This window comes from Pseudomonas sp. LF020 (assembly GCF_053456425.1).
Window position 1 is genome coordinate 234865 of sequence record NZ_JBRFIX010000009.1, and the last position, 22495, is coordinate 257359.

22 protein-coding genes and 4 tRNA genes are annotated in these 22495 nt (G+C 60.6%); 17 read left to right on the forward strand and 9 right to left on the reverse strand.

All coding sequences use genetic code 11. The annotated features are described in order from the left end of the window. Nucleotide 1 precedes the first annotated feature (1 nt). Both fkpB and ispH read left to right on the forward strand, forming a co-directional pair. A complete protein-coding gene (fkpB, locus tag ACU680_RS21600) occupies nucleotides 2-439 on the forward strand; it encodes an FKBP-type peptidyl-prolyl cis-trans isomerase (RefSeq protein ID WP_177325639.1) in 438 nt (145 codons plus the stop codon). Between the two features lie 234 nt (nucleotides 440-673). Then, a complete protein-coding gene (gene ispH / locus ACU680_RS21605; RefSeq protein ID WP_007963828.1) occupies nucleotides 674-1618 on the forward strand; it encodes a 4-hydroxy-3-methylbut-2-enyl diphosphate reductase in 945 nt (314 codons plus the stop codon). Here ispH and ACU680_RS21610 read toward each other — a convergent pair. Then, nucleotides 1575-2141 (reverse strand): GspH/FimT family pseudopilin, encoded by a 567-nt coding sequence (locus tag ACU680_RS21610; RefSeq protein WP_448180470.1) that lies wholly within the window; start codon nucleotides 2139-2141, stop codon nucleotides 1575-1577. The genes ispH and ACU680_RS21610 overlap by 44 nt on opposite strands. A 131-nt stretch (nucleotides 2142-2272) precedes the next feature. Here ACU680_RS21610 and ACU680_RS21615 point away from each other — a divergent pair, with 131 nt between their 5' ends. From ACU680_RS21615 to thiO, 7 genes are read left to right on the forward strand one after another with little or no spacing between them, the layout of a single operon-like run. Then, the gene (locus ACU680_RS21615; protein ID WP_007963832.1) at nucleotides 2273-2746 is read left to right on the forward strand and encodes a GspH/FimT family pseudopilin; all 474 of its coding nucleotides are present in this window, start codon (nucleotides 2273-2275) and stop codon (nucleotides 2744-2746) included. Next, the gene (gene pilV, locus ACU680_RS21620) at nucleotides 2743-3192 is read left to right on the forward strand and encodes a type IV pilus modification protein PilV (protein ID WP_007963833.1); all 450 of its coding nucleotides are present in this window, start codon (nucleotides 2743-2745) and stop codon (nucleotides 3190-3192) included. Before ACU680_RS21615 ends, pilV begins: the two co-directional genes overlap by 4 nt. Beyond that, on the forward strand, nucleotides 3189-3902 hold the full coding sequence (locus ACU680_RS21625) for a PilW family protein (RefSeq protein ID WP_123588164.1): 714 nt from the start codon (nucleotides 3189-3191) through the stop codon (nucleotides 3900-3902). The genes pilV and ACU680_RS21625 overlap by 4 nt, the downstream gene beginning before the upstream one ends. 11 nt (nucleotides 3903-3913) lie before the next feature. After that, the gene (locus ACU680_RS21630; protein WP_367085765.1) at nucleotides 3914-4393 is read left to right on the forward strand and encodes a pilus assembly PilX family protein; all 480 of its coding nucleotides are present in this window, start codon (nucleotides 3914-3916) and stop codon (nucleotides 4391-4393) included. After that, nucleotides 4380-7460 carry a pilus assembly protein gene (locus ACU680_RS21635; protein WP_448180471.1) on the forward strand — a complete coding sequence of 1027 codons (3081 nt, stop codon included), beginning with the start codon at nucleotides 4380-4382 and terminating at the stop codon, nucleotides 7458-7460. Before ACU680_RS21630 ends, ACU680_RS21635 begins: the two co-directional genes overlap by 14 nt. A gap of 15 nt (nucleotides 7461-7475) precedes the next feature. Beyond that, complete coding sequence (locus ACU680_RS21640; protein WP_007963842.1) at nucleotides 7476-7877, forward strand: type IV pilin protein; 402 nt, start codon at nucleotides 7476-7478, stop codon at nucleotides 7875-7877. A 57-nt stretch (nucleotides 7878-7934) separates the two neighbouring features. Then, on the forward strand, nucleotides 7935-9035 hold the full coding sequence (thiO, locus tag ACU680_RS21645) for a glycine oxidase ThiO (protein ID WP_367085763.1): 1101 nt from the start codon (nucleotides 7935-7937) through the stop codon (nucleotides 9033-9035). A gap of 86 nt (nucleotides 9036-9121) precedes the next feature. Here thiO and ACU680_RS21650 read toward each other — a convergent pair whose 3' ends face one another. From ACU680_RS21650 to ACU680_RS21665, 4 genes are all read right to left on the reverse strand, one after another. Further along, nucleotides 9122-10468, reverse strand: coding sequence for a sigma-54-dependent transcriptional regulator (locus tag ACU680_RS21650; protein WP_448180472.1), 1347 nt, complete (start codon nucleotides 10466-10468; stop codon nucleotides 9122-9124). Further along, nucleotides 10465-12054 carry a sensor histidine kinase gene (locus tag ACU680_RS21655; RefSeq protein WP_448180509.1) on the reverse strand — a complete coding sequence of 530 codons (1590 nt, stop codon included), beginning with the start codon at nucleotides 12052-12054 and terminating at the stop codon, nucleotides 10465-10467. Before ACU680_RS21655 ends, ACU680_RS21650 begins: the two co-directional genes overlap by 4 nt. Beyond that, the gene (locus ACU680_RS21660; protein ID WP_007963850.1) at nucleotides 12044-12277 is read right to left on the reverse strand and encodes a PP0621 family protein; all 234 of its coding nucleotides are present in this window, start codon (nucleotides 12275-12277) and stop codon (nucleotides 12044-12046) included. Before ACU680_RS21660 ends, ACU680_RS21655 begins: the two co-directional genes overlap by 11 nt. A 127-nt stretch (nucleotides 12278-12404) precedes the next feature. Then, nucleotides 12405-13427: an outer membrane protein assembly factor BamD gene (locus tag ACU680_RS21665; RefSeq protein WP_007963851.1), complete on the reverse strand. Its 1023-nt coding sequence runs from the start codon at nucleotides 13425-13427 to the stop codon at nucleotides 12405-12407. A gap of 151 nt (nucleotides 13428-13578) precedes the next feature. Between ACU680_RS21665 and rluD the strand changes: the two genes are divergently transcribed. From rluD to ACU680_RS21700, 7 genes are all read left to right on the forward strand, one after another. Then, on the forward strand, nucleotides 13579-14541 hold the full coding sequence (rluD, locus tag ACU680_RS21670) for a 23S rRNA pseudouridine(1911/1915/1917) synthase RluD (protein ID WP_007963852.1): 963 nt from the start codon (nucleotides 13579-13581) through the stop codon (nucleotides 14539-14541). Then, on the forward strand, nucleotides 14538-15260 hold the full coding sequence (pgeF, locus tag ACU680_RS21675; protein ID WP_448180473.1) for a peptidoglycan editing factor PgeF: 723 nt from the start codon (nucleotides 14538-14540) through the stop codon (nucleotides 15258-15260). The genes rluD and pgeF overlap by 4 nt, the downstream gene beginning before the upstream one ends. Before the next feature lie 131 nt (nucleotides 15261-15391). After that, nucleotides 15392-17956 carry an ATP-dependent chaperone ClpB gene (gene clpB, locus ACU680_RS21680; RefSeq protein WP_007963856.1) on the forward strand — a complete coding sequence of 855 codons (2565 nt, stop codon included), beginning with the start codon at nucleotides 15392-15394 and terminating at the stop codon, nucleotides 17954-17956. Nucleotides 17957-18253: 297 nt separating this feature from the next. Continuing rightward, nucleotides 18254-18329 (forward strand) — tRNA-Asn (locus ACU680_RS21685). A 9-nt stretch (nucleotides 18330-18338) separates the two neighbouring features. Continuing rightward, nucleotides 18339-18415, forward strand: a tRNA-Pro gene (locus ACU680_RS21690). A gap of 5 nt (nucleotides 18416-18420) precedes the next feature. Next, a tRNA-Lys gene (locus ACU680_RS21695) sits at nucleotides 18421-18496 on the forward strand. 97 nt (nucleotides 18497-18593) lie between these two features. Further along, nucleotides 18594-18670: transfer RNA gene (locus ACU680_RS21700), tRNA-Pro, on the forward strand. Nucleotides 18671-18846: 176 nt separating this feature from the next. On the opposite strand, the gene ACU680_RS21705 is transcribed toward ACU680_RS21700, so the two are convergent. From ACU680_RS21705 to ACU680_RS21720, 4 genes are all read right to left on the reverse strand, one after another. Then, a complete protein-coding gene (locus tag ACU680_RS21705; protein ID WP_007963857.1) occupies nucleotides 18847-20145 on the reverse strand; it encodes an NAD(P)/FAD-dependent oxidoreductase in 1299 nt (432 codons plus the stop codon). A gap of 63 nt (nucleotides 20146-20208) precedes the next feature. Continuing rightward, complete coding sequence (locus ACU680_RS21710; RefSeq protein WP_003228304.1) at nucleotides 20209-20382, reverse strand: DUF3094 family protein; 174 nt, start codon at nucleotides 20380-20382, stop codon at nucleotides 20209-20211. Nucleotides 20383-20433: 51 nt separating this feature from the next. Then, entirely contained in the window at nucleotides 20434-20961 is a 528-nt protein-coding gene (locus ACU680_RS21715; RefSeq protein ID WP_448180474.1) for an MOSC domain-containing protein, read from the reverse strand. Beyond that, on the reverse strand, nucleotides 20958-21584 hold the full coding sequence (locus ACU680_RS21720; RefSeq protein WP_003228301.1) for a DUF1780 domain-containing protein: 627 nt from the start codon (nucleotides 21582-21584) through the stop codon (nucleotides 20958-20960). Before ACU680_RS21720 ends, ACU680_RS21715 begins: the two co-directional genes overlap by 4 nt. A 197-nt stretch (nucleotides 21585-21781) precedes the next feature. Between ACU680_RS21720 and ACU680_RS21725 the strand changes: the two genes are divergently transcribed. Next, on the forward strand, nucleotides 21782-22471 hold the full coding sequence (locus ACU680_RS21725) for an energy-coupling factor ABC transporter permease (protein WP_367085756.1): 690 nt from the start codon (nucleotides 21782-21784) through the stop codon (nucleotides 22469-22471). The last annotated feature ends 24 nt before the right edge of the window (nucleotides 22472-22495 follow it).

A 22495-nucleotide genomic window follows, 5' to 3' on the forward strand; every position in this document is an offset into this window, starting at 1 on the left:
ATTGGCTGAGCAACGCATCGGCCAGAACACGGAAGTCACTTTGCACTTTGCATTGCGCCTGGAGAACGGCGACACCGTCGACAGCACGTTCGACAAGGCCCCGGCGACCTTCAAGGTCGGCGACGGCAACCTGCTGCCGGGTTTCGAAGCGGCATTGTTCGGCTTCAAGGCCGGCGACAAGCGTACGCTGACCGTCGAACCGGAAAACGCCTTCGGCCAGCCGAACCCGCAAAACGTACAGATCATCCCGCGCTCGCAGTTCGTCGACATGGAGTTGTCGCCGGGTTTGCTGGTGATCTTCAATGATGCGGCCAATACTGAGCTGCCGGGTGTGGTGAAAGAGTTCGATGACGCGCAAGTGACCATCGACTTCAACCACCCGCTGGCCGGCAAGACGCTGACCTTTGATGTCGAGATCATCAACGTCAAAGCGATCTGAGTCACACTGCAAAACCACTGTGGGAGCGGGCTTTTGTGGTGAGGGGGTTTATCCCCGATGGGGTGTGAAGCGCCCCCAAATCTGATTACCGCGATTCAGAACCGGAAAGCGTTGACTGTTTTGACGATTGCTTCGCAATCGATCGGGGATAAATCCCCTCGCCACAACAGGCTCGCTCCCACAATGTTTTCCACCGTTTTCGCTATTTCTTGCGCGCAAGACACGAGGCACAGCATGCAAATCAAACTCGCCAACCCCCGTGGCTTCTGCGCCGGCGTGGACCGGGCGATCGAAATCGTCAACCGCGCCCTGGAAGTCTTCGGGCCGCCGATCTACGTGCGTCATGAAGTGGTGCACAACAAGTTCGTGGTCGAAGACCTGCGCAGCCGTGGCGCGATCTTCGTCGAGGAGCTGGATCAGGTGCCGGACGACGTCATCGTGATCTTCAGTGCTCACGGCGTTTCTCAGGCCGTACGCAGCGAAGCCGCCGGCCGTGGCCTGAAAGTTTTCGACGCCACCTGTCCGCTGGTCACCAAGGTGCACATCGAAGTCGCCAAATACAGCCGCGACGGCCGTGAGTGCATCCTGATCGGCCACGCCGGTCACCCGGAAGTCGAAGGCACCATGGGCCAGTACGATGCCAGCAATGGCGGCGCGATCTACCTCGTCGAAGACGAAAAAGACGTGGCCGAACTGCAAGTGCGGAACCCGGAAAAACTGGCGTTCGTGACCCAGACCACCCTGTCGATGGACGACACCAGTCGTGTGATCGATGCCCTGCGCACACGTTTCCCGGCCATCGGTGGCCCGCGCAAGGACGACATCTGCTACGCCACGCAGAACCGTCAGGACGCGGTCAAGCAACTGGCCGACGAATGCGACGTGGTATTGGTGGTGGGCAGCCCGAACAGCTCCAACTCCAACCGTCTGCGTGAACTGGCTGAACGCATGGCCACGCCGGCCTACCTGATCGACGGCGCCGAAGACCTGCAGAAGAGCTGGTTCGACGGTGTCGAGCGCATCGGTATCACCGCCGGTGCTTCCGCGCCGGAAGTGCTGGTGCGGGGCGTGATCCAGCAGTTGCAAGCCTGGGGCGCGACCGGTGCCGATGAGCTGGCTGGCCGCGAAGAGAACATCACGTTCTCGATGCCGAAAGAGCTGCGCGTGCGCTCGATCTGACGCTCTTCTTCAGGCACAGCGCCTGCTCAGCCTTCGCGCTGGTCAGGCGCACCCGGCCAGTTGCCGCCAGTACTACCTGGCGCTGGCTGACCGGCTCGCGTGCCGAACAGATATGTAATGTCCCTGCCTGAAACGCCCGCCCGGGCATCAGTGGTTGTCCCAGACTGCTGAAGCGCACGTAACGACTGACCGCCCAATTGCCGACGATCGGTGTCCGCCCATCACTCGCCTGTTCCACCAGCAGTGGATTGCTGCTGTCCTGCGGCCCCTTGCCGCTGATATCCAGAATGATTCGCCAGCCCTGACTCCAGTCGCCGTTGATGGCATGGATCACCACACTCTGATTGCGCGTGATGGCCAGGGTACGGGCGTTGCGAATGCCCTCAAGCAATGACCGCGCCGCCTGGTCGCGCTGAGTCGACTCGGTGAAGGCGGCGAATTCCGGGCTGATCAGCGACAGAACAATTGCGCCAATCGCCAGTCCCATAAGCAATTCGATCAGGCTGAAACCCTGTTGCGGCATGACGATTCCCTCCGTGGAGCATGAAGCCCGGCGCGATCCTTTTCGCCGGGCAGGGCAAATCAACCGACGCAGGCCGGTTGAATGTTCTAGTTTGTAGAAGCAGGTATAGCCGACGGCAACGGAGGGCATCGATGGATCATCGTACAAAAGGTTTCACGCTGCCCGAATTGTTGGCTGCGGTCGCGGTGATGGTGATCCTCATCACCCTGGCGGTGCCGGGGTTCACCCGCTCGATCCAGAGCAGCAAGGCCGACACCGAAATGGGCGACCTGCAGCGCGCCATCAACTATGCGCGGCTGGAGGCGATTGATCGTGGCGTGACCACACGCTTGCGCCCGAGCGCCGGCGGCAGCGTGTGGACCGGCGAACTGTCGGTTTACGACAGTACTGGCACTCCGGCCAATGTATTGCGGGTTGTTCCAGCGATGAGCAGCGGCGCGACTCTGACGCTACCCTCAGGAGTGACCGCACTGGATTTCAACAATCTGGGTGGTCTGGCGGCGCCGTCGACGGCGGTGGTCATCAGTTACGTGCTGGGAACGCAAAGCAGGACGCTGAACGTGTGTCTGAACGGACGAATTCAATCGGGTGGAAGTTGCGGATGAGGGCAGGGAGCAAACAGGCACAGAAGGGCATGTCGCTGATCGAAGTGCTGGTCGCGTTGTTGATTCTGACCGTTGGCATATTGGGCGCGGCAGCCGTTCAAGTGAATGCGCTGAAATATACCGACAGCTCGCGAATGACCAGTCAGGCCAGCTTCATCGCCTACGACATGATGGACCGCATCCGCGCCAATGCCGCTGCCGATTACACCGTCACGCCGCCGACTTCGGGCAATCTCAGTGTCGCCCGCGATCAGGATCTCTACGATTTCACCACCAACATCGTCAATTTTGGCGGACCGACCGCCACCGGCACGATCACCCTCAATCAGCGGGTGTACACCATCACCATCAACTGGAATGACTCACGGGCGGCGAATGCCACCGGCACCACGCGCAGTTTTGTTCTGAGCAGTCGTGCCACGGTCGATCCGGTGGCCACACCATGAAGCACGCCAACCGTGGTTTCGGCCTGATCGAAATGCTCATCGCTCTGGCACTGGGCCTGATCATCGTGCTGGGCGTAGTGCAGACGTTCCTCGCCGCTAAAAACACTTACGTCAGCCAGAACACCGCCGCAGCGATGCAGGAAGATGCGCGCTTCGTCCTGAGCAAGATGATTCAGGAGCTGCGCATGGTCGGCATGTTCGGCTGTCTGGGCACGATTACCGACGCGAGCTCGGCAGGGGATTTCAACGCGGCGCAGATCACCCCGATCAGTTGGGACAACAGCAACCTCAAGCTGACTCTGGTTACCGCCGATGTCGGCGGCAGTGGTGGCACGCCGACCTGGACCGTAGTCTCCGATTGTCGCAACAGCGCCACGGCTTACACCGGGTTGCGTGCTGCGGCGAGTGGGCAGATCGCCTTTCCGATCCGTCGCTTGATCTACAGCTTCAGCAACAACCAGATCCTCATGGGCACCGGCAGCGGCACGCCGACCCAACAGGTGCTGGTGAACAACGTCAGCGCGTTCACCGTGATGTTTGGCCTGGCGACGTCCGCTACCGATGTCGCGGCGTCCTCCTACAGCGCCAACCCCAGCGACCCGGCGCGCATCCGCAGTGTGCGCCTGAGCCTGACCCTCACCGACCCGAACAACCGGGTGGCCAATCAAACCTTCAACGTGGTTGCCGCTTTGCGCAACCGCTTGCAATGAGGGCCGGGCCGATGAGGATGACTTTCGACCAGCGGAAAAACCAGCGTGGCATGGTGTTGCTGGTCAGTCTGGTGTTTCTGTTGTTGCTGACCTTGATCGGGCTGTCCTCGATGCAGAGCGCCAACCTGCAGGAAAAAATGGCCGGCAGTGTAAGCCTGCGCAATCAGTCGTTCCAGACCGCCGAGGCGGCGTTGCGTATCGGCGAAAGTGCGGTGCAGCTCGACAGTTATTCACTGGCGGTGTGTGCCAGCACGACACAATGTGCGCCGCCGGCAGAGTCTTCAGTGGTCAGTGCGGCGGGGCTCAATTCGACTTCCGGAGTCACGTGGATCGCCGCCGGCAACGGCTTTTATGGGGTGCAGAACATCGGCACCACCCTGACCGCAGTCAACGTGCCGAGCAACACCTCGGCGACCCTGTATCGAGTGACCGCTGTCGGCATTGCTGGTACTTCGCGCAGTGTGGTGGAGAGTGTCTATGCGAAGTATTGAGCGCTACTGGACGCTGTTGACGGGGATGCTGCTGGGTTTGTATCTGGCAGCGCCGGCGTATGCGTTCACGCCGTCCGATTCGCCACTGCTGAGCGCGGCGGCGGTGCCGCCCAACGTGATGCTGCTGATCGACGATTCCGGCAGCATGAACAGCATCATTTACGCGGCGGGCTTCGATCCGACGGTCACGCGCACCCCGGCCCGGCAATGTAATGCGCTGCTCGGACTGTGCCTGAGTTCGACGGCGATCACCGGCGATCCGGTGTTTCTGTCAAACCTGCCGACTGCCGGTTGCTCTGGCGGAGCCTTTGCCTTCTACAACAACAGTCTGGTGCCGCAGTGCCTGAAGTTGCCGGACCCGGTCGGCGGAGGCAACACGCGCTACACCGGGGACTACATCGCCTATCTGGTGGGGCTGGCGAACGGCAGCAACCGCGACTTCACCACCGGATCCATCCCCAACGACTACCGGATCAACGTGGCGCGCAACGTATCCACCGCGCTGGTTACCAGCAACCGTACCTTGCGCATGGGCCTGTCGACCTTCAATCCGGTCACCAGCAACAACCCCGGCAACGGCGGTTACATCGCCCGCGCCATCAGCGACCTGTCACCGGTCTCCGGCAGCGTGACCCAGGCGCAAGCCGACACTAACTACAACGCGCTGATTTCTTCGATCAACGCCCTGGGCGCCGTGGCCAACACGCCGTTGGCGGAAACCTATTACGAAATCACCCGCTACATGCGCGGCATGACGCCGTACTACAACAGCACGCCGGCGACCTACACCAGCCCGATCCAGTACCGTTGCCAGAAGAACTACGGCGTGGTGATCACTGACGGTTTGCCGACCTACGATCGCACCTTCCCGACCAACGATCCGTTGGGTGGCAGTCGTCTGCCGAACTGGGACGGCATCAATAATGATGGCAACAACCTCAATGGCGACAACGAGGGTGACACGCTGTATCTGGATGACATCGCCAAGTTCGCCTTCGACATCGACATGCGTTCGACAGGCACCGATCTCGCGGGCAAGAGTTGGGGCTTGGCGGATTTTCCCAAACAGAACATGAACACCTACACCGTCGGTTTTACTGCCGACAACGACATGCTCTCGGACGCCGCCGCTTACGGGCAAGGCAAGTATTACCAGGCGACCGATAGCACGGGCCTAAATGCCGCGCTGTCCTCGGCGTTGAGCGACATCACCTCCAAGGCCGGCTCCGGCGGCAGCGGGGTCACCAGCGGCACCACGCTGGCCAGTGGCACCAGTTATTTCCAGACCAGCTACGACCCCAAGGACTGGCGCGGCACGATCAAGTCCTTTGGTTTCACTTCGGCCGGCGCGGTAAATACCTCCGCAGCGTTGTGGACCACCGATACCACGATCGTGCCGGGCGCGACCGCACCGACTTATCAATCGTGGAACACCAGCAGTAACGCCGCCGTCACCCTGGCTTACGGCAACTTTTCCGCGGCCCAGCAGACGACCCTCAGCCAGAGCCTGCCCACCGGCATCAGCGGCAACGATCTGGTGGAGTGGAGCAAGGGCACCAACAAGACCGGGCTGAAAGTGCGCAGCGTGTTGCTCGGCGACATCATCAACTCGCCGCTGGTGCTGGCCTCGCCCAGCGACAAAACCGCCTCAGACCTCTCGGGCGACACCACCTACACCACGTACCTGACCACCAAAGCGGCGAACATGAATGCCAATCTGGTGGTGAATGCCAACGACGGTTTCGTCAACGTGATCAACTCGGCGAACGGCACTCGACGCTACGCTTACATGCCTTCCAGCGTGTTGCCGTCGCTGCGGCTGATTGCTGATCCGGCGTACATCAATGGCGTCAGCCACAAGTTTCTGGTGGACGGTCAGGTCGGGGTTTACGACCTTCAGTTCAACAGTGCCTGGAAAACCGTGGCCATCGGCGGCACCGGTGCTGGCGGCAAGACGTTCTACGCGCTGCAACTGTTCGATGCGTCCGCGGGCAATGTGCTCAATGCCCTGTGGGAAGTCAGTGCACCCGCCACGGCGAACACTGCGAACACCTTTAATGATCTGGGTTATGCCTATGCGCGGCCGGAAGTGGCACGCTTGGCCGATGGTCGCTGGGCGGCATTCATTGCCAATGGTTATGGCAGCAACTCCGGGGTGGCGGCGTTGTATGTGCTGGATGTGCGTGACGGTTCGTTGATCAAGAAGATCGTGATCGACAGCACCGAAACCACCAATGGCCTGTCGTCGGTGAAGCTCAAGGTCAATTCGTCGAACGTGGTGCAGGCCGCTTACGGCGGTGACTTGAAAGGGCGTTTGTGGAAATTCGATCTGAGCGCGACGTCAACCGACAGCTGGGGTGTGGCGTTTTCCGGCAAACCACTGTTTACCACGGCGGGCGGGGCGACCCAGCCGATCACCGCGCAGCCGTTGCTGGCGGACAATTCGCTGGGAGGCAAACAGATCTTTGTCGGCACCGGCAAATTCAACGAAACCGCCGACAAGACCAACAAGGATTTGCAGGCGTTCTACTCGGTGTGGGACGCCGACGGCGGTTCCGGCCAGTTGACCGTCAGCAACCTGCAGGCGCAAGCGGTGACCGGAGTGTTCTCCGGCAGCACCGGGCAGTTCATCACCACCAGCCAGAACGACACGACCTATCCGGGGGAGAAGGGCTGGTATCTGCCGTTGGTGTACAACAACGTGCTGACCGGCGAGCGGGTGATCAATCAGGCCAGTCTGGTGCTCGGGCGCATCGTGTTTACCACTGCCAGTGTCGACACCACCGACCCGTGTGCCAGTTTTGGCACCGGCAAACTGGTCGAACTCGATGCGTTCAGCGGTAAGATGCTCAACTACGCAGTGCTCGACACCAACGCCGATGGCGTGGTCGACAGTAACGATACGATTTCCAGCGGCGTGGTGTTCACCGGCGGGATTCCGACCCTTAACGCCATCGTCAATGGCGCGACGCGCAAGATCGTCAACGATTCCAGTGGCACCGTGACCACACTGGTGGAAAAATCCGGCGGCGGCAGCCGTCGTATCATGTGGCGACAAATACAGTAATTGAGAGTTTGAGGCATGCGCAGAGTCAACCAAGGCTTCACCCTGATCGAAATCATGATCGTGATTGCGATCATCGGGATCATCATCACCATCGCCGCACCGAGCTACACCGAGTACCTGAAAAAGGGCCGGCGTGCCGAAGTGGTGTCGCTGCTCTCGGAGCAGGCGCAGAGCCTCGAGCGTTTCTATACCAAAAACAACGTCTACACCGGCATCACCGGGCTGAGCACGGGCAATGATTTCTACACCATCACCCCGACGATCGCTGACCAGACCTTCCTGCTGACCGCCACCCGCAAGGCTGGCACTGCCATGGCCACCGACAAGTGCGGGGACTTCACCCTGACCAACACCGGTGTCAGAAGCATGAACAACGCAACCACCGGGCTGACCACCAAGGATTGCTGGGGCCGCTGAGGTACCTTCTCAAGGGCGCCTTTTGCGCCCACTGTCTTTTTTACGGTTGGATCAAACATGACCAGGCAACAGCAAGTGGTGATTGTCGGTGGCGGGGTGATTGGCCTGCTGACCGCCTACAACCTCGCCTCCGAAGTGCGCAGCGTGGTGCTGCTGGATCGTTCGAACGTCGGCCAGGAATCGTCCTGGGCCGGCGGCGGTATCGTTTCGCCGCTTTACCCGTGGCGCTACAGCCCGGCAGTCACCGCGTTGGCGCATTGGTCGCAGGATTTTTATCCACAGCTGGGCGAGCGGCTGTTTGCCGATACCGGGGTTGATCCCGAGGTGCACACCACCGGCCTGTACTGGCTGGATCTGGAGGATGAAGCCGAAGCGCTGGCCTGGGCCGAGCGGGAAAACCGTCCGCTGCGGGCTGTGGATATCTCGGCGGCGCACGATGCGGTGCCGGTGCTGGGCGGCGGGTTCTCCCGGGCGATCTACATGGCTGACGTGGCCAACGTGCGTAACCCGCGTCTGGTCAAATCGCTGAAAGCCGCTTTGCTGGCGCTGCCGAACGTGACCCTTCACGAGCAATGCGAAGTTCGCGGGTTTGTGCGCGAAGGCGAGCGGGTGGTTGGCGTCGAAACGTCGAAAGGCCTGATCAGCGGCGATCAAGTGGTGCTGACGGCCGGGGCATGGAGCGGTGATCTGCTCAAGACGCTGGACCTGACGCTGCCGGTCGAGCCGGTCAAGGGCCAGATGATTCTCTACAAGTGTGCGGCGGATTTTCTGCCGAGCATGGTGCTGGCCAAAGGGCGCTATGCAATTCCGCGTCGCGACGGGCACATCCTGATCGGCAGTACGCTGGAGCATGAAGGCTTCGACAAGACCCCGACCGATGTTGCGCTGGAGAGTCTCAAGGCTTCGGCGGTCGAGCTGCTGCCGGCGCTGGCGGAGGCTGAAGTGGTGGGGCATTGGGCCGGTTTGCGTCCAGGCTCGCCGGAGGGGATTCCGTATATCGGCCGGGTGCCGGGGTTTGAGGGGTTGTGGCTGAACTGCGGGCATTACCGCAACGGCCTGGTGCTGGCGCCGGCGTCGTGTCAGTTGTTTGCCGATGTGATGCTGGGGCGGGCGCCGATTATTGATCCTGCACCTTATGCGCCAGAGGGGCGCATTTAAGCAAAAGCAAAAGATCGCAGCCTGCGGCAGCTCCTACATTGGATGCGTTTCCTATAGGAGCTGCCGCAGGCTGCGATCTTTAGGACTTAATCCAGCCCGAGTTTTTTCAGCCGATAGCGCATCGACCTGAACGACAGACTCAAACGCTGCGCCGCCGCCGTACGATTCCAGCGCGTTTCCTCCAGCGCCTGCAGAATCAGTTTGCGTTCGACGTTTTCCAGGTAATCCTCAAGGTTATCGATCTGCGTCAGGTCGGCAATGCCGCCCTCGACCGCGCAATTGCCTTCGCTGAGACGTAAGTCCGCGGCCTCGATCAACTGGTTTTCACACAGCGTGTGCGCCCGTTCGAGGACGTTTTCCAGCTCCCGTACATTCCCCGGAAAGCGGTAGCTCTTCAGCGCCTCAAGCGCCTGTGGGTGCAAACGAGCCGCCGCGCGGCCGCTGCCTGCCGCCAGACGCTGGAGCATCCGCGCAGCCAGCACTTCGATGTCATCGCGCCGTTCGCGCAGGGATGGCACGCGCAGTTCGATCACGTTCAAGCGGTAATAAAGATCCTGGCGAAAGCGCCCGGCGGCGACCTCGGCGTCGAGATCCTTGTGGGTAGCGCAAAGAATGCGCACATCGACCACCGCTTCCTGCTGGCCGCCGACGCTGCGCACGGCCTTTTCCTGAATCGCCCGCAGCAATTTCACCTGCATCGACAGCGGCAGGTCCGCCACCTCGTCGAGAAACAGGGTGCCGCCGTGCGCGGCCTGGAACAGTCCGGGTTTATCCTCGACCGCGCCGGTGAAGCTGCCCTTGCGATGGCCGAAAAACTCGCTTTCCATCAGTTCGGACGGAATGGCCCCGCAGTTGACCGGCACAAACGGCTTGCTGGTGCGCGGTCCCTGTTCGTGGATCAGCCGCGCGACCAGTTCTTTGCCGCTGCCCGATTCACCGCTGATGTAGACCGGGGCCTGACTGCGCGCCAGTTTGTCGATCTGTTTGCGCAGCTCGCGCATGGGCTGCGAGTCGCCGAGCAGGCGTCGATCGATCGGCGAACTGTCGCCACCCGCCGCCGGCATGCGCAACGCGGTGCTGACCAATTCACGCAGGCGCGTGAGATCAACCGGTTTGGTGAGAAAGTCGAAGGCTCCGGCCTTCAAGGCGTTGATCGCGGTTTCCAGACTGCCATAAGCGGTAATCATCGCCACCGGCAGTTGTGGATAACGTTGCTGGATGTGCTGCACCAGGTCCAGCCCCGTGCCGTCAGGCAGGCGCATGTCGGTCAGGCACAGATCAAACGCATTGCGCTGCAACAACGACTGGGCTTCGCCGAGATTGCGCGCGCTGAAGGTGTCGAGTTTCATCCGTCCCAGGGTGATTTCCAGGAGTTCGCGGATATCCGGCTCGTCGTCGACGATGAGGATTTTTTGCCGTGGGCTCGTGTTCAACTTTGTTTCCGTCCGTGAGCAAAGGTGATGCGAAAGCAGCCGCCGCCTTGGCGTGGTTTGAAGTCTAGGCGCGCCTGGTTGCTTTCGCACAGCTCACGGGACAGATAAAGCCCAAGGCCGGTGCCCTGGCTGCTGGTGGTGAAGAACGGTTCGAACAGATGCGACTGCTGATCGGGCGGCACACCGGGGCCGTTGTCCTGCACTTCGAGCACCGCCAGCTGGCTGTCAGGATCGATGAACAACGCCAGCCAGACCTCGGCCTGCTCATGCAGCAGGGCGCTGTGTCGCCAGCCATTGCGTAACAGATTGTCGAGAATCTGCGTGAGCTGGTCGGGGTCCATCAGCGTGATGAAGTCCCCGGAATTGATCCGCAAATGAATCGACTGGCGCTCGTTCGCCTGTTCGCGGCTCTCGGCAACAAAGTGTTCCAGCCAAGGCTTGAGATCCAGGCGTTGCGGAGCGCTCTGCTGGCGGCGCGACAGTTGCAGGACGTTTTCGATGACTCGGTTCATGCGCTGGGAGTGGTCTTGAATAATCTGCGTCAGACGCCGATCGGCGCCATCGAGTTCCTCGGACTCGCCCAATAGCTGCGCGGCGTGACTGATGGCCCCCAGCGGATTACGGATTTCATGGGCGATGCCGGCGGTCAGGCGCCCGAGCGCGGCGAGCTTGAGTTGCTGGGCTTGCTGGGCGACTTGCGCAAGGTCTTCGAGAAACACCAGGGTCTGCTGGTTCGGGCTCTGTGCGAGGGCGATGAAGTTCGGTTGCAGTTCCAGACCGTTGCCGGGAATCTTCAGGCTCTGTGGGCGCAGGGTCGGATTGCTCAGCCACAGTTGCAGGCGCTCGACCAGTGCCGGCGAGTAGTCATCGATCAAATGCCCCTCAAGGTGCGACTGCGCCAGCAGGTTTTTCGCGCTGTGATTGGCCAGTTGCACCCGGCGCTGTTCGTCGAGCACGAGGATGCCGGTGCGCATGCGCTGCAGAATCAGGGCGTTGAGGGCCTCGAGGCCGACCACCTCGCTGGCGCGCTGTTCGGCGAGGGTCTCGCTGACTTCCAGGCGCCGCACCAGGCCCTGTACCAGTAGTGAAGCGGCAAAACACAGGGCGCCGAGGGTCCCGGCTTGCAGATAATTATTGGCACTCAAGGGCTGGCTGAGCCCCAGCAAGAAACTGGAAGCGACAATGCCGAGGGCGCCGACGGCGGCAATCAGCAGGCCGATGCGGCGGCGCAGCAGGGTGTTGGCGATCGCCACCGAGACAATCAGCAGGTTGCCGATGGCACTGGCGACGCCGCCCGCCGCGTAGAACAGGCCGCACAGCAGCAGCACATCGACCAGCGCCAGGCTGAACAGCTGCGCCGGGCGGCGAGTGTTCTCGAGGAACACCACCAGCAGAATATTCAGCACCAGATACAACCAACTGCCGCTGCGCAGCAGGTCGTCGTCGGCCGAGGTCAGCAGGCGGTTGTCCATATTGCTGGAGATCAACAGCACCAGGGTGATGCCGACGCTCAAACGGTAGAGATGATAGAGACGCAGCAGGCGCTGCGCCTGTTTACTGTCGGCGTGGGCGGCCTCAGCGATCACTGGTGCCCGGGCCTTGCTCAAGGTGAGCCTGGCTGCAATACCACTGTTGCTGAAGGTTCAGCGCGCGATCGCGCGGCAGGTGCACGCCGCAATGGGCGCAGCGCACCATCGGCGCGGCGTCTTGCTCGCGGGGCGACTGGGCGGAAGCGGCGGGCGCCTTGAATTTTCGCCACAGCCATACCGCAGCAAAAATCAGGACAATCCAGAACAGTAAACGGAGCATGATGGGCGGCTTTTCGGCTAATGATTCGGCAGTTTAGCCAAGGAGCCGGCAAGCGCACAGACTATTAATGCGCGGCGATGAAAAAGGGAGATCCGCAGATCTCCCTTTTTTGTGACGCACGGTGTGATCAGTCGAACACGCCGAAGGTCATGTAGCTGAACCACGAACGGTCATCGTTGTTGCCTGCGGCTTCGTGATGTTCTTCTTCAATCACGTCACCGTTTTCGTCTTTAGGCTTGAGCTCGTTCGGGATCGCGTCTTTCGCGTCCTGGAATTGCTTCTGCACGTCCTGGTTGGCGCGGGTTTCTCCCGGCGGCAGCGGTGGACGCGATTCGATCAGACCCAGCGTCGCCTTGCTCAGGAACGAACGGTTGTCAGCTTCGGCGACCGATGGCACGAACTGACCGTCCTTCAGGCTTGGGTGGTTCGGATAGTTGAGCTTCAGGGTTTCCAGGCTGGTGGCGGCCAGATCGTCCAGGTGCAGACGCTGGTAAGCCTCGGTCATCACCGCCAGGCCGTCGCCGACCGATGGGGTTTCCTGGAAGTTTTCCACTACATAACGGCCACGGTTGGCGGCGGCGACGTAGGCCTGACGGGTCAGGTAGTAGTCGGCTACGTGGATTTCGTAGGCGGCCAGCAGGTTGCGCAGGTAGATCATGCGCTGCTTGGCGTCCGGCGCGTAGCGGCTGTTCGGGTAGCGGCTGGTCAGCTGCGCGAACTCGTTATACGAGTCGCGGGCAGCGCCCGGGTCGCGCTTGGTCATGTCCAGCGGCAGGAAGCGCGCCAGCAGGCCGACGTCCTGGTCGAAAGAGGTCAGACCTTTCAAGTAGTACGCGTAATCCACGTTCGGATGCTGCGGATGCAAACGAATGAAACGCTCGGCGGCGGATTTTGCAGCTTCCGGCTCGGCGTTCTTGTAGTTGGCGTAGATCAGCTCCAGCTGCGCCTGATCGGCGTAGCGACCGAACGGATAACGCGACTCCAGGGCCTTCAGCTTGGCTGTGGCGCTGGTGTAGCTGTTGTTGTCCAGATCAGTCTGAGCCTGCTGATACAGCTCGGCTTCGCTGAGGTTTTCGTCTACGACTTCCTTCGATGAGCAAGCAGCGGTCAATGCGAGGATGGCGATCAGCAGCAGGTGTTTCACTTGCATGGCGGCTTGCGTCCCTATGACGGCCGCTGTCTTGGGCGGGGCCGTCCTGTTATGATGAGCGCCCCGTTGAAAAGCCTCGGGGCAAAAGACGCCGTATTTAACCACAAGCGCGCAGCCGAAACCAAAGGCTGTGCCGACGCCCAGTCAGAGCATGTCCGATAAAATTGAACTTCGCGCAGAGGTGCCGTCCGATTTGGGCGGCCAACGCCTCGATCAAGTCGCCGCCCAACTCTTCGCTGAGCACTCACGCTCGCGCCTTTCCGCCTGGATCAAAGAAGGTCGCCTGACTGTGGACGGGGCGGTCATCCGCCCGCGCGACATCGTGCACGGCGGTGCCATCCTTGAGCTGACTGCCGAGCAGGAAGCCCAGGGCGAGTGGATCGCCCAGGACATCGAGCTCGACATCGTCTATGAAGACGACGACATTCTGGTGATCAACAAGCCTGCGGGCCTGGTGGTGCACCCGGCTGCCGGCCACGCCGATGGCACCTTGCTCAATGCCTTGCTGCACCACGTGCCGGACATCATCAATGTCCCGCGTGCCGGTATCGTGCATCGCCTGGACAAGGACACCACCGGTCTGATGGTGGTGGCCAAGACCATTCAGGCGCAGACCAAGCTCGTTGCCCAGCTGCAAAGCCGCAGCGTCAGCCGGATCTACGAGTGCATCGTGATCGGTGTCGTGACTGCCGGGGGCAAGATCAACGCCCCGATCGGCCGTCATGGTCAGCAGCGCCAGCGCATGGCAGTGATGGAAGGCGGCAAGCCGGCCGTCAGTCACTACCGCGTGCTGGAGCGTTTCCGGTCCCACACGCATGTGCGGGTGAAGCTGGAAACCGGTCGGACCCACCAGATTCGTGTGCACATGTCGCACATCAACTTCCCGTTGGTCGGCGACCCGGCGTACGGCGGTCGTTTCCGCATTCCGCCGGCCGCGAACCCGACCATGGTCGAATCCCTCAAGCACTTCCCGCGTCAGGCCCTGCACGCGCGTTTCCTCGAGCTGGATCATCCGACCACCGGTGAGCGCATGAGCTGGGAATCGCCGCTGCCGGAAGATTTCGTCTGGCTGCTGACCCTGCTCAAGCAGGATCGCGAGGCATTCGTCGGATGAACTGGCTGACGCCGGACTGGCCTGCGCCGGCCAGCGTCAGGGCCTGTGTCACCACCCGCGAGGGGGGTGTCAGCGAGGCGCCGTTCGACAGCCTCAATCTGGGTGATCATGTCGATGATCGCCTGGAAGCAGTCGCCGAGAATCGTCGGCGTCTGACCGAACACTTCTCTATACAGCCTGCCTGGTTGCAGCAAGTGCACGGGATTGCCGTGGCCCATGCTGATTCGGGCGTGGTTGCCACCGCCGATGCCAGTTGGACGGCGACTCCCGGGATTGCCTGCACGGCGATGACCGCAGATTGCCTGCCGGCATTGTTCTGCAACCGTGCCGGTACTCGCGTCGCGGCGGCTCACGCTGGTTGGCGCGGTTTGGCGGCGGGAGTACTGGAAGCTACCCTCGATCATCTCGACACCGCTGCGGCGGACGTACTGGTCTGGCTCGGTCCGGCCATTGGCCCGAAGGCTTTTGAAGTCGGCCCGGAAGTCCGCGAAGTCTTCGTCAATCAATTGCCAGAAGCAGCATCCGCCTTCGTCCCCAGCCACAATGCTGGCAAGTTCATGGCTGACATCTATCTGCTGGCGCGCTTGCGTCTGGCTGAACGCGGTGTCACTGCGGTTTATGGCGGCGGTTTCTGCACTGTGACCGATCCGCGCTTCTTTTCTTACCGCCGTGCGTCGCGCACTGGCCGTTTCGCCTCCCTTGTCTGGCTCACCCGCTAGACTTGCCTGACCTGAATCAACTCGCTGACGCTTGAATCTCCCAGAATCGACCGCATCTACAGTGGTATCTGGCAGGTTTCTTTATTCAGGATGGTTTTTAGGTCCGGCCTGCTCAAAAGGAAGGTGACCCCATGCGTATAGACCGTTTAACCAGCAAATTACAGTTGGCGTTATCCGACGCCCAATCCCTGGCCGTTGGCCACGATCATCCGGCCATCGAGCCGGCGCATTTGATGCAAGCCATGCTTGAACAGCAGGGTGGTTCGATCAAACCCCTGTTGATGCAAGTCGGCTTCGACGTTAACAGCTTGCGTAAAGAGCTGACCAAAGAGCTCGATCAATTACCGAAAATCCAGAACCCGACCGGCGACGTCAACATGTCGCAGGATCTGGCGCGTCTGCTTAATCAGGCCGATCGCCTGGCCCAGCAGAAGGGCGACCAGTTCATTTCCAGCGAGCTGGTGCTGCTCGCCGCGATGGACGAGAACAGCAAGCTCGGCAAGTTGCTGCTCGGCCAGGGCGTGAGCAAGAAAGCCCTGGAAAACGCGATCAACAACCTGCGCGGCGGTGAAGCGGTAAATGACGCCAACCACGAAGAGTCGCGTCAGGCGCTGGACAAGTACACCGTCGATCTGACCAAGCGTGCCGAAGACGGCAAGCTCGATCCGGTGATCGGCCGTGACGACGAAATCCGTCGCACCATTCAGGTTCTGCAGCGCCGCACCAAGAACAACCCGGTGCTGATCGGCGAACCTGGTGTGGGTAAAACCGCGATTGCCGAAGGTCTGGCCCAGCGCATCATCAACGGCGAAGTGCCGGACGGCCTCAAGGGCAAGCGTCTGCTGTCGCTGGACATGGGCGCACTGATTGCCGGTGCCAAGTATCGCGGTGAGTTCGAAGAACGCCTCAAAGCGCTGCTCAACGAGCTGTCGAAGCAGGAAGGGCAGATCATTCTGTTCATCGACGAGCTGCATACCATGGTCGGCGCCGGTAAAGGCGAAGGCTCGATGGATGCCGGCAACATGCTCAAACCGGCGCTGGCCCGCGGCGAGCTGCACTGCGTCGGCGCAACCACGCTCAACGAGTATCGCCAATATATAGAGAAGGATGCGGCGCTTGAGCGGCGTTTCCAGAAAGTGCTGGTGGACGAGCCGAGCGAAGAAGACACCATCGCCATCCTGCGTGGCCTCAAGGAGCGTTATGAGGTTCACCATAAAGTGGCGATCACCGACGGCGCGATTATCGCGGCGGCCAAGCTCAGCCATCGCTACATCACTGACCGGCAGTTGCCGGACAAGGCCATCGACCTGATCGATGAGGCCGCCAGCCGTATCCGCATGGAAATCGACTCCAAGCCGGAAGTGCTGGATCGCCTGGAGCGTCGCCTGATTCAGTTGAAGGTGGAATCCCAGGCGCTGAAGAAAGAAAGCGATGAAGCGGCGATGAAACGGCTGGAAAAACTCCAGGAAGAAATCGTCCGCCTCGAGCGTGAGTACTCGGATCTGGAAGAAATCTGGAACTCGGAAAAAGCCGAGGTACAGGGTTCGGCGCAGATTCAGCAAAAGATCGAGCAGTCGCGTCAGGAACTGGAAGCGGCGCGCCGTAAAGGCGATCTCAACCGCATGGCCGAATTGCAGTACGGGGTGATCCCGGATCTGGAGCGCAGTCTGCAAATGGTCGACCAGCACGGCAAGAGCGAAAACCAGTTGCTGCGCAGCAAGGTGACCGAAGAGGAAATCGCCGAAGTCGTTTCGAAGTGGACCGGTATTCCGGTGTCGAAAATGCTCGAAGGCGAGCGCGACAAGCTGATGAAGATGGAAAGCCTGTTGCACCAGCGTGTGATTGGTCAGGACGAGGCGGTGGTTGCGGTCGCCAACGCGGTACGGCGCTCGCGTGCCGGGCTGGCGGATCCGAATCGTCCAAGCGGCTCGTTCATGTTCCTCGGCCCGACCGGTGTCGGTAAAACCGAGCTGTGCAAGGCGCTGGCCGAATTCCTCTTCGATACGGAAGAGGCGATGGTGCGGATCGACATGTCCGAGTTCATGGAGAAACACTCCGTGGCGCGGCTGATCGGTGCGCCACCAGGCTACGTGGGCTACGAGGAGGGCGGTTACCTGACCGAAGCGGTGCGCCGCAAGCCTTACTCGGTGATCCTGCTGGACGAGGTCGAGAAGGCGCATCCGGACGTGTTCAACATCTTGCTGCAGGTGCTGGAGGATGGCCGTCTGACCGACAGCCACGGGCGTACGGTGGATTTCCGCAATACCGTGATCGTCATGACCTCGAACCTCGGTTCGTCGCAGATCCAGGAACTGGTCGGTGACCGTGAGGCCCAGCGTGCAGCGGTGATGGACGCGCTGACGTCGCACTTCCGTCCGGAGTTCATCAACCGGGTCGACGAAGTGGTGATCTTCGAGCCATTGGCGCGGGATCAGATCGCGGGCATTACCGAGATCCAGTTGGGCCGTCTGCGCAGCCGTCTGGCCGAGCGCGAGCTGAAGCTGGAGCTGAGCCCGGAAGCGATGGACAAGCTGATTGCCGTCGGTTACGACCCGGTCTATGGCGCACGTCCACTCAAACGTGCGATCCAGCGCTGGATCGAAAACCCGTTGGCGCAGTTGATCCTGTCGGGGCATTTCCTGCCAGGCGACACGGCGACCGGCAAAGTGGTGAACGACGAAATCGTTTTCGACTGAGCCGCAACGCCAATGAAATAAGGAAGGCCTCGCTTTGCGAGGCCTTTTTTTCGTTAGGCTGTTGAACTCTAAGGAAAAGGCTTGTAAAGTGCGCCCCGCAGTCAGTCACCGGCAGCGTTTCAACCCACTGGGTTGAAAACTGAAATAAGTTGCAAATCATTAACTTGAAAGCAATTTAGGGGGTTGACAGAGGTGTTCTAGGTTGTAGAATAGCGCGCCTCAGACACACGAACGCAGCGATGCGAAAACGATGTCGAGAAGCTTCAAGTTTCACCGTTGTAAATTGAAATATGTAGTTCCGTGATAGCTCAGTCGGTAGAGCAAATGACTGTTAATCATTGGGTCCCAGGTTCGAGTCCTGGTCACGGAGCCAATTTCAAGCCGGGGTATAGCGCAGTCCGGTAGCGCGCCTGCTTTGGGAGCAGGATGTCAGGAGTTCGAATCCCCTTACCCCGACCATTTTTGGGTCGTTAGCTCAGTTGGTAGAGCAGTTGGCTTTTAACCAATTGGTCGTAGGTTCGAATCCCACACGACCCACCATTTTTGAAACCAGTTAGCGCTGGGATCGAATCTTAAGATCAGAGGCCAAAAGCGCTGATCGAAGAAGGCGATCTTTGAAAGGTCGCCTTTTTTTTACCGGGGTATAGCGCAGTCCGGTAGCGCGCCTGCTTTGGGAGCAGGATGTCAGGAGTTCGAATCCCCTTACCCCGACCATATTAAAAATCCTCGTATCGAAAGATACGGGGATTTTTTTTGCCCATGAAAAACTCAGGCCCTACGCAAAATCATTGTAGGAGTGAGCCTGCTCGCGATAACAGTGTGTCAGTCATGAATGAATTGACTGACCCACCGTTATCGCGAGCAGGCTCACTCCTACAGGGTTTACGCCATCAATGCAGCTTCAGGCGTGGCTCGGTGCCGCGACCGATCTTGCTGCCCAGCATCAGCATTGCCGTGCGGAACGGTCCGTACAGCGCCATCTGGTGCATGCGATACAGCGACACGTAGAACATCCGCGCCAGCCAGCCCTCCAGCATCACGCTGCCGGTCAGGTTACCCATCAAGTTACCCACCGCCGAGAAGCGCGACAGCGAAATCAGCGAGCCGTAATCGGTGTATTTGTACTCCGGCAGGGTTTTGCCCTCGATGCGCAGCTTCAGTGACTTGGCCAGCAGCGATGCCTGTTGGTGCGCGGCTTGTGCACGGGGCGGCACGTTGCGATCCGAACCCGGTTGCGGGCAGGCGGCGCAGTCGCCAAACGCGAAGATGTTTTCGTCGCGGGTGGTCTGCAGGGTCGGCAGCACTTGCAGTTGATTGATGCGGTTGGTTTCCAGACCGTCGATGTCCTTGAGGAAACCCGGTGCGCGAATCCCCGCTGCCCAGACTTTCAGGCTGGCCTTGATCTCGTTGCCGTCGGCAGTGATCAGGCTGTCGGCGGTCACTTCGCTGACCGAAGCGTTGGTCATCACGTTGACCCCGAGTTTCTCCAGAGTCTTGTGCACCGGGCCGCTGATACGCTCCGGCAGGGCTGGCAGCACCCGTGGCCCGGCTTCGATCAGGGTGATGTGCATGTTTTCCGGTTTGATCCGGTCCAGACCATAGGCCGCCAGCTCATGCGCCGCGTTGTGCAGTTCGGCCGCCAGCTCGACGCCCGTGGCGCCGGCCCCGACGATGGCCACGCTGATCTGTTCTACCACATCGGTCTGCCCGGCGTGAGCGCGCAGATAGTGATTGAGCAGTTGCTGGTGGAAGCGTTCGGCTTGTTTGCGGGTGTCGAGGAACAGGCAGTGCTGCGCTGCGCCCTGGGTGCCGAAATCGTTGGTGGTGCTGCCGACGCTGATTACCAGCGTGTCGTACTGCACTTCACGGGCGGGAACCAGTTCCACGCCGTTTTCGTCGTAGGTGGCCGCCAGCTGGATTTTCTTCTGCGCCCGATCAAGCCCGCTCATGCGCCCCAACTGGAACTCGAAGTGGTTCCATTTCGCCTGGGCAACATAGTTGAGTTCGTCTTCGGAAGAGTTCAGCGATCCGGCAGCCACTTCGTGCAGCAGGGGTTTCCAGATGTGCGTGAGGTTCGCGTCGACCAGCATCACACTGGCCGTGCCGCGCTTGCCCAGAGTCTTACCCAGACGGGTAGCCAGCTCCAGACCGCCGGCGCCGCCGCCGACAATAACAATACGATGGGACATAGGGATAACTCGCAAGGTTTTTAAAGGAAATCGGTGCGGTTACCCGAGCGAGCGCGAGGCAGCTCATAGCGTCAGGTAACTGATTAATCGGCTCAGCAAGCCCAGACCAATGGTCACTGCCAGCACCAGCACCAGGAGCATCCACGGCCGGAAAGGCCGGCGCTCGACACGGTGTTGGGACAACTGCAGGTACTCTTCGACATGCTTCTGGTCTTCGGGGTTCAGGCGGCTGGTCATAAAGGCCTCGTCAGGTAGACGTTGCTGAAGGTGGGGAAGCTACAGCGGTTTTTAACCCGGGTTGAATGCAGCATAGCCACTGGCCGGAACCGGTTCGACCGAAACACCGTCGTCGAGGCGAACGATCCCGCTTTGTAACACCCGCGCGGTTATTCCGCCATGCCCGCGCACCGCTTGAAAGGTGCCGGGGCCAAGGTTGTTTTGCAGGCGCGCGCAGGGCTGACACCAGCCGGTGGTCTCGAATATTGCCTGACCGATGCGAAAGCGCCGACCTTTGAGACTAAACAGATTGATACCGCTGATTACCAGATTGCGCCGCAGGTCTTCAGGCCTCACGGGTTGATCGGCAGGTCGGCCCATCAGTGCGTTGATCACGGCCAGGTGTTCGAACTGAATCAACGTCACTTGCCGCGCGTTGCGTACACCCGGGCGGGCGTGATCGCCGGTCAATCCCGCTTCGAGCCGTGCCTCGACGGCGTCAAGCTCGATCATCGGCCCGCGAGACTCCGGACGCACGCCGATCCAGCGTACGCGGCCGGTCTGCGGCACGTCGGCAATCAACTGCTGCAGCGGCGTCACAGGCTGATCCCGACATCGAAGACGATGCTGCGACCGAGGTTGCTGCGCAGAAAGTCCGGCGCATCGGGATGGGCGAACAGCACCCGGGCGAACGTCGGCCCGACCAGTGACAGCGAGCGCCAACCCTGGCGCAAGTACTCGGTGGGCGGTGGAAAGTGGCTGTTGAGGTCCAGCACCTCGCGCTTGAGACTGGCGAAAGCGATGATGTCCAGTTCACCCAGATCCATGCCGCGTTCCTTGTAATTGTGCGCTTTTTTACGCAAGGTCGGCGCCAGTCGCAACAGGAACTCATTGGCCGGGATCCGCCGTGGCTTGGCTTCACGGCGCACCAGTTGGCTGAGGGAAAACGCACTGCGCCGGCGCTGCAGTTCGTCGCGCCATTCGTCGTTGAGCCGGCGACCTTCATCGAGAACGAAGAACACTTCGAAATTGGCATCACGAAACAGCACGTCTGGCGGCTCGCCAGCGGGGGCGAACTCATCGGCACGATAAGGGATGTTCAAGCCTTGCAGCAGGCGCTGGCAGACCCAACGCTCACGCTCCCATTTGCGGGCATTGGACAGGAACGCGTTGGCTTGCTCGGCCGCAATGGTCAGCAGGCGTAAATAATCTGAGTCATCCATAGGCCCAAGCTTAGCGTTCAAATGCGACAAGCAGAAAGCTTTGCATCGGCGGATGCTGACAGCTCGCACGTTGAGCTCTTGTAGGAGCTGCCGAAGGCTGCGATCTTTTGACTGTCAAAGTGCAAGATCAAAAGATCGCAGCCTGCGGCAGTTCCTACAGGGGATGTGGGAGTTTTCCTGATAAAAGTGAGGGAGAGATGATCGGTGCAGAACTGCTGTCCTCGACAAGCCTGACACTCGGCTGGCTGATTTACCTGCCGGTGCTGCTGTGGGCGGTTGTCCGCGCGCCGTGGGTCGAATTGTTTAGTGACAGTCGTCGCCAGCATTTGCTGTTCGGCACGGTGTTCGCCTTGTTTCTGCTGTGGCTGGTGCGCAGGGATTTCGACACCGGGGTCTCTTATCACTTCATCGGCATGACCGCCGTGACGTTGCTGCTGGACTGGCCACTGGCGATTGTCGGCGGGCTGATTGCGCAGCTCGGTCTGGTGTTGCTCGGGCGTCAGGATCTGGCGGCGGTCGGGGTCAACGGGACGTTGCTGATCCTGTTGCCAGTGCTGATCACCGAGGGTGTGGCGATCCTCGTCGAGCGCGCGCAGCCGCGTAATCCGTTCGTGTATATCTTCTGTTCCGGTTTTTTCGCCGCAGCGTTGTCGGCGTTGTTGTGTCTGACCCTGAGCCTTGGCCTGCTCTGGTACGACGGCCTGTTCGCCATGCCGGAATGGCTGGAAGATTTCATCGGTTATCTGTGGCTGCTGATCTTTCCCGAAGCGTTCATCAACGGCATGGTGATCAGCGCGCTGGTGGTGTTCAGTCCCGAGTGGCTGGAAACCTTCAACCGCACCCGCTACCTTTCGGCGCCGTGGAAGGACGACGATCCCAAGTCTTGATCCACATCAAATCCGCTACCCGCG

Excerpts from the sequence above, each read along its gene's own strand:
- ispH (WP_007963828.1), top strand. The coding sequence starts at position 674 with ATGCAAATCAAACTCGCCAACCCCCGTGGCTTCTGCGCCGGCGTGGAC.
- ACU680_RS21640 (WP_007963842.1), top strand. The coding sequence starts at position 7,476 with ATGCGCAGAGTCAACCAAGGCTTCACCCTGATCGAAATCATGATCGTG.
- ACU680_RS21710 (WP_003228304.1), bottom strand. The coding sequence starts at position 20,382 with ATGACCAGCCGCCTGAACCCCGAAGACCAGAAGCATGTCGAAGAGTAC.
- ACU680_RS21705 (WP_007963857.1), bottom strand. The coding sequence starts at position 20,145 with ATGTCCCATCGTATTGTTATTGTCGGCGGCGGCGCCGGCGGTCTGGAG.
- ACU680_RS21610 (WP_448180470.1), bottom strand. The coding sequence starts at position 2,141 with ATGCCGCAACAGGGTTTCAGCCTGATCGAATTGCTTATGGGACTGGCG.
- ACU680_RS21615 (WP_007963832.1), top strand. The coding sequence starts at position 2,273 with ATGGATCATCGTACAAAAGGTTTCACGCTGCCCGAATTGTTGGCTGCG.
- pilV (WP_007963833.1), top strand. The coding sequence starts at position 2,743 with ATGAGGGCAGGGAGCAAACAGGCACAGAAGGGCATGTCGCTGATCGAA.
- ACU680_RS21720 (WP_003228301.1), bottom strand. The coding sequence starts at position 21,584 with ATGGATGACTCAGATTATTTACGCCTGCTGACCATTGCGGCCGAGCAA.
- ACU680_RS21630 (WP_367085765.1), top strand. The coding sequence starts at position 3,914 with ATGAGGATGACTTTCGACCAGCGGAAAAACCAGCGTGGCATGGTGTTG.
- ACU680_RS21665 (WP_007963851.1), bottom strand. The coding sequence starts at position 13,427 with ATGCAAGTGAAACACCTGCTGCTGATCGCCATCCTCGCATTGACCGCT.
- thiO (WP_367085763.1), top strand. The coding sequence starts at position 7,935 with ATGACCAGGCAACAGCAAGTGGTGATTGTCGGTGGCGGGGTGATTGGC.
- rluD (WP_007963852.1), top strand. The coding sequence starts at position 13,579 with ATGTCCGATAAAATTGAACTTCGCGCAGAGGTGCCGTCCGATTTGGGC.
- clpB (WP_007963856.1), top strand. The coding sequence starts at position 15,392 with ATGCGTATAGACCGTTTAACCAGCAAATTACAGTTGGCGTTATCCGAC.
- ACU680_RS21725 (WP_367085756.1), top strand. The coding sequence starts at position 21,782 with ATGATCGGTGCAGAACTGCTGTCCTCGACAAGCCTGACACTCGGCTGG.
- ACU680_RS21660 (WP_007963850.1), bottom strand. The coding sequence starts at position 12,277 with ATGCTCCGTTTACTGTTCTGGATTGTCCTGATTTTTGCTGCGGTATGG.
- ACU680_RS21625 (WP_123588164.1), top strand. The coding sequence starts at position 3,189 with ATGAAGCACGCCAACCGTGGTTTCGGCCTGATCGAAATGCTCATCGCT.
- ACU680_RS21635 (WP_448180471.1), top strand. The coding sequence starts at position 4,380 with ATGCGAAGTATTGAGCGCTACTGGACGCTGTTGACGGGGATGCTGCTG.
- pgeF (WP_448180473.1), top strand. The coding sequence starts at position 14,538 with ATGAACTGGCTGACGCCGGACTGGCCTGCGCCGGCCAGCGTCAGGGCC.